13 protein-coding genes are annotated in these 10,438 nt (G+C 36.5%); 12 read left to right on the top strand and 1 reads right to left on the bottom strand.

The features are described from left to right. Positions 1-195 precede the first annotated feature (195 nt). The 4 genes from M2448_RS14515 to M2448_RS14500 are packed head-to-tail and all read left to right on the top strand — an operon-like array spanning position 196 to position 3,311. The gene (locus tag M2448_RS14515) at positions 196-1,203 is read left to right on the top strand and encodes an AvrD family protein (protein WP_163305196.1); all 1,008 of its coding nucleotides are present in this window, start codon (positions 196-198) and stop codon (positions 1,201-1,203) included. Positions 1,204-1,205: 2 nt separating this feature from the next. Further along, positions 1,206-1,922, top strand: coding sequence for an AAA family ATPase (locus M2448_RS14510; RefSeq protein ID WP_221413105.1), 717 nt, complete (start codon positions 1,206-1,208; stop codon positions 1,920-1,922). Between the two features lie 8 nt (positions 1,923-1,930). Next, positions 1,931-2,614, top strand: coding sequence for a hypothetical protein (locus M2448_RS14505; RefSeq protein WP_163305198.1), 684 nt, complete (start codon positions 1,931-1,933; stop codon positions 2,612-2,614). 25 nt (positions 2,615-2,639) lie between these two features. After that, positions 2,640-3,311 carry a flavodoxin family protein gene (locus tag M2448_RS14500; RefSeq protein WP_163305201.1) on the top strand — a complete coding sequence of 224 codons (672 nt, stop codon included), beginning with the start codon at positions 2,640-2,642 and terminating at the stop codon, positions 3,309-3,311. A 74-nt stretch (positions 3,312-3,385) separates the two neighbouring features. On the opposite strand, the gene M2448_RS14495 is transcribed toward M2448_RS14500, so the two are convergent. After that, positions 3,386-4,051, bottom strand: coding sequence for a porin family protein (locus M2448_RS14495; RefSeq protein ID WP_163305202.1), 666 nt, complete (start codon positions 4,049-4,051; stop codon positions 3,386-3,388). 278 nt (positions 4,052-4,329) lie between these two features. Here M2448_RS14495 and tssD (M2448_RS14490) point away from each other — a divergent pair, with 278 nt between their 5' ends. From tssD (M2448_RS14490) to M2448_RS14455, 8 genes are all read left to right on the top strand, one after another. Continuing rightward, positions 4,330-4,725, top strand: a complete 396-nt coding sequence (gene tssD / locus M2448_RS14490; RefSeq protein WP_163305204.1) for a type VI secretion system tube protein TssD — start codon at positions 4,330-4,332, stop codon at positions 4,723-4,725. A 189-nt stretch (positions 4,726-4,914) separates the two neighbouring features. Beyond that, the gene (locus tag M2448_RS14485; protein WP_163305353.1) at positions 4,915-5,376 is read left to right on the top strand and encodes a type VI secretion system contractile sheath small subunit; all 462 of its coding nucleotides are present in this window, start codon (positions 4,915-4,917) and stop codon (positions 5,374-5,376) included. A 19-nt stretch (positions 5,377-5,395) separates the two neighbouring features. Next, positions 5,396-6,763, top strand: a complete 1,368-nt coding sequence (locus tag M2448_RS14480; RefSeq protein ID WP_163305206.1) for a type VI secretion system contractile sheath protein TssC — start codon at positions 5,396-5,398, stop codon at positions 6,761-6,763. 78 nt (positions 6,764-6,841) lie between these two features. Beyond that, positions 6,842-7,255: a type VI secretion system tube protein TssD gene (gene tssD, locus M2448_RS14475; RefSeq protein WP_163305208.1), complete on the top strand. Its 414-nt coding sequence runs from the start codon at positions 6,842-6,844 to the stop codon at positions 7,253-7,255. A 3-nt stretch (positions 7,256-7,258) separates the two neighbouring features. Continuing rightward, positions 7,259-7,705, top strand: coding sequence for a type VI secretion system tube protein TssD (gene tssD, locus M2448_RS14470; RefSeq protein WP_163305210.1), 447 nt, complete (start codon positions 7,259-7,261; stop codon positions 7,703-7,705). Positions 7,706-7,707: 2 nt separating this feature from the next. After that, a complete protein-coding gene (locus tag M2448_RS14465; RefSeq protein WP_163305212.1) occupies positions 7,708-8,151 on the top strand; it encodes a hypothetical protein in 444 nt (147 codons plus the stop codon). Positions 8,152-8,167: 16 nt separating this feature from the next. After that, the gene (locus M2448_RS14460) at positions 8,168-8,608 is read left to right on the top strand and encodes a GPW/gp25 family protein (protein ID WP_163305214.1); all 441 of its coding nucleotides are present in this window, start codon (positions 8,168-8,170) and stop codon (positions 8,606-8,608) included. Between the two features lie 4 nt (positions 8,609-8,612). Further along, a complete protein-coding gene (locus M2448_RS14455) occupies positions 8,613-10,436 on the top strand; it encodes a type VI secretion system baseplate subunit TssF (protein WP_163305216.1) in 1,824 nt (607 codons plus the stop codon). Positions 10,437-10,438 lie beyond the last annotated feature (2 nt).

Below are 10,438 nucleotides of genomic sequence, written 5' to 3'. Positions count from 1 at the left end.
TGTATTGATACATTATGCGGCTATATGTCAGGCTCACAATCTGCCATATATCATATTGATTTAGTATAAGGGTTCTGTTATTGACTAAATTAAACCAAAGTGTAATCACAAACTTTACCGGTTGATAATTAACCAACTATGCTTCCTGTAAGCATCATAAACTACATATAAATTTAACAAATTAATTTACTAAACATGAATACAACAATAATTGATAAAATTGTATTTGATTCTGCGGAATCATTTTTAGGATCCAATAAAAAAAGGTATTTCAGTTCAAGCTATAAGAAAATAAAATATGAGTTTACTGATTTAGCAATATATAACAATTCGTTAGTGGGAAATCTTGATTTGGATTGGCCGGATACCTGGTCGGAAAAAAGCGGAGAGAAACGGAAGCCCCATATCGGTTCATTAGAATTGTATGTTATAGCTGCGCGAATGGTAGAATACCATTTGAATATAGTTGATAATCTCAGAGAAGATTGTATAGAACGGGTTTGGGTCAATAATTTTGTCACTAAGGTCAGCCAGGGTGCTATTGAAGAATGCAGCCAGCTAGCTTGCAAATGCACAAAATTATCGCAGAATGAAAAAAATGGCCGGATCGATTGCCTTTTTGAAATAAAAATCAGTAAGGCTATGGTCCGTCTGGCAATAAATTACGATTTATGCCGAGAAAGGGCTTGTATGTCGTCTTGTGTCGGTAAGCCGTGTATTTCTTTCAATAACATGCTAAAAGCAAGCAGCCCACAAATTCCCTCGTTCCACTCTATCGGCTATAAAGTTCCGGTACATAAAATAACCAATGTAATGGTTGATAAAAAGGATTCGTTTATAGAAGCCGATATTGAATTACTGAATGGAGAACTGTCTCCCTCTTTCGGAGGATTAGGCCGTGCATATCAGCCATGTTTAACCTTCTGTGATATTATACTTACAACAGGGCAGTTGGCGCAGATACTCCTTTTCTCTTTAGATGATATAGACAGGGAAAAAGCAGGTAACCTTTGGATGCGTACAGCCGATTGTAAGTATTTCAAGCCGGTACCGGGAGAGACGAAAGTCCGTATCAGTGTCACTGATTCTACGATAATGAAAACAGGCGGAGTTACTTACCGGGCTGCAACATTATTACTGGATTACAACAATGGGGATAGTTTGTCCGAATGCCGTTTCGCTTATCAATTAAATCAAGATTAATTATGAAAAATTTGAAAATAGCAATGTCCGGTACTTATTCAACCGGAAAAACAACAACATCGTATGCATTAAGTTTTTTAACAGGCATACCCAGAACTCATGCGCAAACAATGAGAGAAATATTGCCCGTTATTTTGCCGGGGAAAAGGTTGGAAGAATGTACTCCCACCGATTTGTACGAGTTGGGAATCCGGCGTTTCACAGAACGTGTCCGTTGCGAGGCTTCTCTTTCCGATGGTTTCATATCCGATGGCTCGGCTTTGCATGAGTGGGTGTATGGAAGAGCCAGGTTAAAGATTGGGCTTAACCCTTCGGAAAATGTTGTGAAACGTAATTTCAATAAGCTAAAACTTATTCCATACCTGATTCCAATGCTCGAATTTAACAAATACTACGAAAGGATGGTTAAGATGCATACGGCGAATGCATATGATATTTTCATACATCTTCCTGTTGAATTCCCTATAGTAAAGGATGGACATCGCCCTGTAAATGAAAGGTTCAGGACTTTATCCGACCAATTTCTGTTGGATATTATCACGGAGCTTAAAATTCCATACATAACGGCAGGGGGAACAGTTGAAGAGCGGTTGAGAAAGATAACAGAAGAACTTGATCTTCCTATCCAAATGCCAATGCAAGAGGCGATAGCTCTGGCAAAACAGGAGACCTTCAAGCGTAACTCGTTGGAAATAGAGTATAGTAATAAATTAAAATAATAAAGATTATGAAATCAAATTTGAAAATAGCATTAGTTGGTTCATATGGGAATGGGAAGACCATAACGACATTGTCGCTCTGTAAAATCTTGGGGTTGCCAAGGGCGCATGTGGAAAATATAGATTCTTTGTATCAGAGAATCTATGGATCTTATAAAAATCCGAAAGAATATTCCACAGCAGAACTATTGTCATTAGGGCTGGCCCGTTTCCATAGCCGTATAAAGGAAGAGAATCCAAAAGGTTTTATATCGGATGGTTCTGTGTTTAATGAAATAGCATATGGCGAAGCCCGCTTTGAACTAAGCAGCCAAAGTGATAAAAGCTCCGTTAAAGATATTTTACATCGAAAAATATATCTGGATTACCGGAAACGTTTGTATCGGACTATTACTGATTATGGGAAAACGGCATATGATAAGATCTTTTATCTCCGTATAACACCTGCATCCCCTACAGTTTCAGGTACTAATCTGAAATTTCAGGAATGTTTTGAGAAAAATGTATTTCAGATATTTCAGGATAATAATATCCGGTATAAAACATTGACTGGCAATATCGAATCATTCATCAGCGAAATATTGAAAGAACTCGATATCGTCTTGCTGGATAATCCGGAACTGAAACAAATTATAATAGAAACATCAAAAGAAAAACAAACATTAAAAGAAGATTTTCATTATGGAAAGTAAGTCTAATCAAACAAATAAAAATAATATGAAGATAGTTGTAATTAACGGAAGTCCCCGGAAAAACGGGGCGACAGCCACTTTGTTAAAAACAATGGTGAAACATCTGGAAGAAAAAGGGAATGTTGATGTTCAATATATTAATATCATGGATTATTCATTACTGTCTTGCACCGGATGTATGAGTTGTTATCATAACGGAGTTTGCCATCTGAAAGACGGAGTGGAAGAGATAAACGGAATGATTGCCCAAGCTGATGGGCTGATTATTGGCTCGCCAACCTACTCAAGCAGTATGCCGGGTAGCCTGAAAACATTCATAGACAGAGGGCACTTTGTTCTGGAACAAGCTTTGGTCGGCAAATACACATTTGCCCTGAATACTTATGAGATTGCGGGAGGAGGAAATGTGATTTCTGGATTGAAAACTCTTTATCAATATTCCGGAGGAATATTATCAGGGAGCCATATCTGCAAATTACCATTTAACACCGATCCTCTATCCAAATCGGGAAAAGTATTATTGAAGAAAACAGATAAATTCTATAATTCAGTCAAATCAACGAAAGGGAAATCGCTGATAAACAGAATTATTAATTTCATCGCTCTGTATATAATAATAAAACCGCAAGTGCTGAAACGTCCTAAACAGTATAAGGCTGTAATCGAACGTTGGAAAAAACTGGGAATTTGTAAATAATTAAACTAAGAAGAGTGTGTGTCGGCTTAATTTGCGACACACACTCTTAACTTATCACTTTATAACGCGGCACATTAAAACATATAACCAAGAGTCAGTGAAAGAATCCTGTTCTCATAGTCCATTTCACCACCCATAATCGTTGCATTGCCTATATTCGTTAATCCCAGTTCATAAGACAAGCCTAAAGTATAATGTTTATACAGCTCAGCATTTACTTTGAAATTTAATCCGGCGTCAAATCGTTTCAAAATTTTATTGTCTCCGAATGTATTCGATTCCAAATCAATAGGATTTTCGTTTACCATACCCTTTGCTTTGGTTTTGCCTCCAACACCATAAGCAAAATATGGGCCAACACCCGCACCTAATTTTAGATTATCTGCGATCTGCTGTTTATATGTGGCATAAAAAGGTATTTGCAGGACATGCTGAGTTAATTTTACAGAAGCGTTCTGTACGGCAAGCCCTCCCATATTGCCACCTCCTTCACTTTTTATACCTTTCATACTGTATATTAACCCGGACTGTAGGTAAATATGATTTGTTAACTCATATTCAATAGTTAACCCGACACGGGGAAGTATTGGGCATTTTTTATCAAGAGGATCTGTTTCTTCTGTTGAATTAGAATAGTTAATTCCAGCCTCCAAGCCCCATGTAATTGTTTTGTTTTGAGCAACAATTGGCATTAAACCAATTAGTAGTAATGTACACGTCAATGTTAATAGATGTTTCATGTTCAAATGGATAAAATTTTTCACAAAAAAAGAATAAATGATTAACATTACCAAATTATTGTAAAATAAACCTTTATGAAAAATAATTAACATTTTTACAACTGACTGCTTGTACTGTATAAATATTTTGTTATATTTGTGCCACATGGTGACAGAATTGTGCCATGTTGAGGAGTAAACCAAGGAAACATATTTAACAAATAATACAAAACTAATATAATTTCAATTTTAACGCGGACACATCTGTCTGTATTTACTAACAATTTAAATTTATTCTTATGGCTTTTAGAGCAACATTATCCCTTGGCGGAAAAGAGTTTGACGTTCTTGATTGTGATTATTCACTAAAAAGAGATGTTGATTCAAAAGGACGCCCATCTTCAAACATCTATGGAGGTAAAGTAAGAGTACATGTGGAATCAACAGATGACACATCTATTCTTGAAGCGATGACCACGCAGTTCAAACCCATTTCGGGAAGTATCGTCTTCAAGAAAGGTGACGAAGAAGCTAAGATGAAAGAGCTTTCGTGGGAAAACGGATACATCATCGAATTCGATGAAAATATTGATGTAATAGGTAATAAACCTATGACATTAACATTTGTAGTATCAGCACAAGTATTGAAAATCGGAGGAGCTCAATTCGAACAAAATTGGCCGGCCGGTAATTAAAACAGAAACGGATGCGGAGTGGATCTTTCAGTTCCTCGCAAGATTTGAGTTATCCCTCCGCCATTCCGTTCTCTTTAGTGGTTTCCAGTAAGAATAAAAATTGGTGTTTTGATAACATCAAAAGCCTTTTTTGTATTCATTCTTATGGCAACAGAACAAAGATAATCATTTTTAATCTATATAAAATATATAAGTATGATAGAATACGGAATAGGAGGCAATGAAGTTCCGGTAGACGCATCTGAATCTATCGCTGCGATTCCCGAAAACAGAACTCTTATTATAGAACAATTGACGTCAGAAGAGCCTGTCAGTCCGGAAGTTGTAACCGGATTAACATCGATAGATAGTGTGTTTGCCCATTATAAGCCACAAGTAGATATTGAATTTGAAAATGGAGAAGGTCAACCCATAAACGAAACTTTGTATTTCAATAGTGTCGGAGACTTCTCTGTAAAGAATATGACGGAACAAAGTTCTTTTCTAAACCAATTGGATGGGGAAGATAAATTCTGGAAGAGTATGCAGAAACAATTGCGCTCCAATAAAATACTTCAACGAGCTTTACAAGATCCAAAATCAAGACAAGATATTATTGAAGCTTTGCGTGGTGTAAAAGCCGAACTTGAAGCAGCAGGAAAGGAAGAATAATAAAATAAAGGATATTAATATGGCAGAAGAAAAAGATACAGCAGTTGCACCTGAAGTCAAACAAGGAAAAAGTAAATCCTCTGCACCTTCAGCAAAAGAGGCAATTAATAATTTAATCCGTTTTGGAGGATTCGGCTTTCTTGAATCTATTGTGAGCGGTATAGCAGCAATGAACCCTGATAAGGTTGCCCGTAAAACGATGTTCCTTAATGATGAAGAGAAAAAAGGAGCAAGACAAAATTTAACGAACGAATTAGATCTTTGGTTAGAATTACTGGAATCGACAAATTCGATATCGGAAATGTTGGCGAAAGCTGAAGAAAAAGCCACAAGTGCATCGTCTCTTCTTTCGAAGAACCAGTTGGCCGCAGTAGATACTGTTTTCAGTCTGGAACAATCTTACCGCAATGTGATGCTGTTCTACAAAAATACCGAATCGGATAAATTAACGAATATATCGGTTGTTAACGCATCACGAGATCAGATTACAGATTTGGATAACTCGCGTTTCATCGATCATGTTTCCGCCGAACTAAAGCAGAACTTCGACCGTCTTGACTTACGTAATAACTATTCATATCTGGTAATACCCGGTTGGCTGAAAAAGACTTCTGTTGTCGATAAATGGGGAAATATAGCTAATGAAAATAAAGTAGGCTTTTTTACCGATTTCAGGGATTTGGAAAGCCCTGATGATGTGATTGATGAATTTTCATCATCAGGTTTGGCTAGTGCTGAGATCCACAAATCGAAAATCCGGATGTCGTGCAACTGGCTGATGGGACGTGGCAAATATGCAGAAATAGGAGAAAAGAATGACATGCACGTATCTCCTGCTGCTGCTTTAGCCGGAAAGGTATATAGTTCGAATATCGCCCAAATTTCGGCAGGAAAAAAACATGGGGTTATCAGGGAGGTCGATAGCGTTGTTTTCTCTTTAAAGAAAAGTGAAATATCCCAGCTCGAGAAATTAGGTTTAATACCAATGGTGCATGAATACGGAAGTGTCATGGCCTTTTCTGGCAAAACCCTCTTTACAGGCGATAATCTTGGTCTTCAAACCTATTCGGTTGTGGGGGTATTTGATTATATTACAAAGGTATTGTTCGATTTCTTAAACCGCCGTGCTTTTGAAAATTGGAGCGGCAAGACCGAACGTGACCTTCGTTCACAAATCATTAAATTTCTTGATGGAGTGCAAGGCCCGGATCGTTTAATCGAAAAATTCAAGATTGTACGTTTCGAGCGTGACCCGAATCAGAAAGACCGTATCTATCTGGATATACATTTGACACCATTCTTTCCTGCCAAAAGTTTTGTTATTAAACTTGACGGAACGAAGGGTGAAGAAGAAAATACCTGGAATACGGATATTGAGCAACAATAAACTAAGCATAAAGTTGAATGGAAGAGTATCCGGGCAATCGCTTGTAGAGCTAACCCCGGATACTTAAAAAAACAGAGCATGGACGGAAAGGCGATACTAAAATTAAGAAGCCCTAAAAAAGAAAACATTCAGAACCTGTATCACGAAAGTTATGAGTTGACGCACTGTGAATACTCATTAAAAAAGAGTACCAACAAAAATGGTCAGGTGGATGGAGATGTTGCCGGTGGTGAAATAATTGTAGCCTTACCCATGTTACCCAATGACAACATAATGATATGGGTGCTGGATGTATCCAGAAAATATAACGGAGAAATAACTATAAATGATGCTTTTTCCGAGTCTTTAGAAAGGATATACTTTGAAGAGGGTCGTCCAGTAAACTTTCGACTGCATTATGAACCGGGAGATACAACAAATATTGTTTTACTTCTGACAATTAACGTTCAAAAGTTAACAATAGGAGAAGAGGAATATATCAACAAACGATAGCCAATGGGATTCTTTGATAAAATACGCAGCGGACGCTTGTTCTTTGGAAAAAAGGAACCCTCTCTGGTTGTCCATCTCTTCTTCAAAGGCAAGAAATATGTCCTTGAAGAATTTGATATGGAGTTCAAGCAGGATGTAGATTATAAAGGAAACCCGAACAGCCCTGTATATGGCGGCAAATTAACAATAACAATAAGTGATGTGCCGGATGATAATATCAATAACTGGATGATGGATTCTTTCAGTAAACGGGATGGGGAGTTTCGCTTCTTTATGAACGATGGAATGATCAGGGAAGGTGCTTTATTGCAAATTCAGTTTAAAGATGCTTACTGTGTCGATTATCAGAAAATGCTGAATCCACAGGGAGCAGGAGTTTTGACGACATTGGTCATATCGCCCCGTTATCTGAGAGTTGGCAATGAAGAATTTGAAAACAGGTGGAAGTAGGCATGAAAGATCATTATACCATACAAGAATTTTACCTGATGCTGAAACTTGGATTATTCAAGAGTGGCAAGGTCGGTAATTGGGGATATGTATCTATCAACAACAACCCATTATATTTAAAAAAGTCGATAGATAAATATCAGAATCAATTTTATGCAAAAAAACAATTGGGTATTGGCCTTTACCTATTGGACCTGTATCTGTTAGAAAGAAACAATAATAATCAGGGAACGTATATAATGGTTATATCGGTATGCCGTACAACCCTGAATTATAAAGAAAAAACATATGTATTGAAACTGGAAAGTATACATAATGTTGCAGATATAAAAGATGCGATAGTAAGCGGAAGCTTATCAAGAAAACGGAAATCTGTTTTTGGACGCAAATCAAGAAAAGCAACATTTGATGCCAGTCCGTTAAACTCAGTACAAAGAAAATATTAAAAAGAAAACGATTTTTATGGAACTTCAATACTATAAATTACCATTAGACTTGGAATCTATCCTGAATGGAGATGGAGAAATATCCACATGTAGTGAAATCGAGTCCATAGATCAACATATAGAACTGATACTGACTACTTGTCCCGGGGAGCATAAATTTAACAAGAATTTTGGTTGCCGTATCTGGGATATGGACTTTGAGAAGGTTGTTTCCCGTAAAAAATGGGAAGAGGATTTTACTGCTCATATCAAAGATGCTGTAGAACAATTTGAACAACGGATAAAGGATGTTGTAGTCTCTATACATATAACAGAAATTACAAGGGAAGACCGTGTGGCGAATACCACAGCTATAAAGAAAAGAGTTATTGTTCAGATAAAAGCACAGCTTGTTTCAACAAGGCAATCTTGTGGCTATAAATACAAATTATATTTAGGCCCTTTAGCAACCGAATAAAAGAATGATAAGAGATAACGGACATAGTAAGCACGAGATACTAAGCAGAATGCGAAGAATCACAGCAAATTTATTTGGCGTCAGTCATACAGAATTGCTGGATCCGATAATCAACCTGTTGTTAGAATCGTTGTCGGAAGAAATATACAAAATAGCCGGGGAAATAGAGAATATAGAAGATCGGATATTGGAAAAATTGTCATCTATCCTTGTCCCTTCAATTGATACGATTGCACAACCCTCTCATTGTATATTACATGCTGTTACCCAAGATAACATAACAGAAATAACAACTGAAAGCGGATTTCAGCATTTCAGTAAAAATCACAACCGTCATTATTCATTCTATCCGGTATGTAATACCAATATTCGAAAAGGGGAGATCTTGTATTTCGCACATAAAGGAGCAATTTATACAATAAATCGGGATTTATCCAAAGCGTTATACATCCGCAGTCAACGTCATGAAATGGACGATAATACATTCTGGCTGGGATTGGATTTAAATGAGAGTATAAAAGATATATCCGGATTATCGTTCTATTTTGATATAAATGGAACTTACGAAAAAAATAAGTATCTAAACCTACTTTCATATACAACATGGAGTATTGGAGAAGAAAAACTCTCAATTAATAAAGGTTTATCTCACAAAGAAGAGTATTATGAAAATGGCACTTTGGATTTGTTTTCAGGATGTAACTTGTCAACTCAAATAAACCAACGGATAAAAGAATTTTATCGTATTCGTTATTTTTCAATAACGGGTAATTGCTCGATAGAAAATAAAAAAGAAATTTTCCCCAAAGAATTATTATCGTCTTTTCCAGAAAATAGTATTGCAGGAATAGACAAATCTTTGATTTGGATAAAAGTTACAGGTTCGCAAAGATTGACATCAGATATCATCAATACCTTGCAACCCTCGATTAACACATTTCCTGTTGTGAACAAGGAGTTAGTTTCAAAAATAATGGAGCTCAACTCAACAATGCCTGTTATACCGCTCAATACCAAAACCAATACCTCATTCATTTCCATAAATAAAGTAACGGATTCTTCCGGAAAGAAATATTTTGACGTACCACTTTACAATGATACGGATAATACCTATGGTATTTACTCATTGCGGCGAGGAGGAGTGGAACGTTATAATAGAAGAGATGCAGGAGAATATCTTGCATATATAATAGAAGCATTGAGTTGGGAAATATCATCCTTTTTTAAGGACAAGGACGAAGTAAAGGCAGATATGAAAAAGATTGAGGAACAAGTTAATAAATTGATTCAGCAATTAAAGAAGAAGTTAGCTGAAACCAAAGACCGCTACGAAATAGAAAACTATTTATGGCTGCCATTACCGGATAAAGCAGGTGAAGTCTATTTTGTGGATTACTGGACAACCAGTAGTCGGCAAGCAAACCATATACGTCAAGGGAGTACATTCTTTTCCACAGCTGATACTATCACAGCCTATTCATTAAGTCAAACAATGGGAGGAGAATATGCACCCCGGGCATCCGAAAAAGACAACTTATATCAAAAGTCAATGGCTGAACACAGCTTATTGATTACAGATGACGATATCTTGGATTTTTGCTTGAAAGAATTTAATGAATCTATCAGTGAAGTCAAGGTTTGCAAAGGTTTTATGAAGAGTGAAAATCCAAAATTTGGTTTTATTGAAACAACAGATATTCACCTTAAACCATTGAGCGCCATGAAAGATTACCTAAACGAAAAGGATAAAGAATATTTTCATCAATCCCTAAAAAAGAAATCCCCGGCAACATATAATTACCGGATATTTATAGAAGACACATTATAAAC

The organism is Dysgonomonas sp. PF1-14, assembly GCF_029892965.1.
Classification (GTDB): domain Bacteria; phylum Bacteroidota; class Bacteroidia; order Bacteroidales; family Dysgonomonadaceae; genus Dysgonomonas.
This window is presented reverse-complemented; position numbering and strand designations above follow the sequence as displayed.

Excerpts from the sequence above, each read along its gene's own strand:
- M2448_RS14515 (WP_163305196.1), top strand. The coding sequence starts at position 196 with ATGAATACAACAATAATTGATAAAATTGTATTTGATTCTGCGGAATCA.
- M2448_RS14510 (WP_221413105.1), top strand. The coding sequence starts at position 1,206 with ATGAAAAATTTGAAAATAGCAATGTCCGGTACTTATTCAACCGGAAAA.
- M2448_RS14505 (WP_163305198.1), top strand. The coding sequence starts at position 1,931 with ATGAAATCAAATTTGAAAATAGCATTAGTTGGTTCATATGGGAATGGG.
- M2448_RS14500 (WP_163305201.1), top strand. The coding sequence starts at position 2,640 with ATGAAGATAGTTGTAATTAACGGAAGTCCCCGGAAAAACGGGGCGACA.
- M2448_RS14495 (WP_163305202.1), bottom strand. The coding sequence starts at position 4,051 with ATGAAACATCTATTAACATTGACGTGTACATTACTACTAATTGGTTTA.
- tssD (WP_163305204.1), top strand. The coding sequence starts at position 4,330 with ATGGCTTTTAGAGCAACATTATCCCTTGGCGGAAAAGAGTTTGACGTT.
- M2448_RS14480 (WP_163305206.1), top strand. The coding sequence starts at position 5,396 with ATGGCAGAAGAAAAAGATACAGCAGTTGCACCTGAAGTCAAACAAGGA.
- tssD (WP_163305208.1), top strand. The coding sequence starts at position 6,842 with ATGGACGGAAAGGCGATACTAAAATTAAGAAGCCCTAAAAAAGAAAAC.
- tssD (WP_163305210.1), top strand. The coding sequence starts at position 7,259 with ATGGGATTCTTTGATAAAATACGCAGCGGACGCTTGTTCTTTGGAAAA.
- M2448_RS14465 (WP_163305212.1), top strand. The coding sequence starts at position 7,708 with ATGAAAGATCATTATACCATACAAGAATTTTACCTGATGCTGAAACTT.
- M2448_RS14460 (WP_163305214.1), top strand. The coding sequence starts at position 8,168 with ATGGAACTTCAATACTATAAATTACCATTAGACTTGGAATCTATCCTG.
- M2448_RS14455 (WP_163305216.1), top strand. The coding sequence starts at position 8,613 with ATGATAAGAGATAACGGACATAGTAAGCACGAGATACTAAGCAGAATG.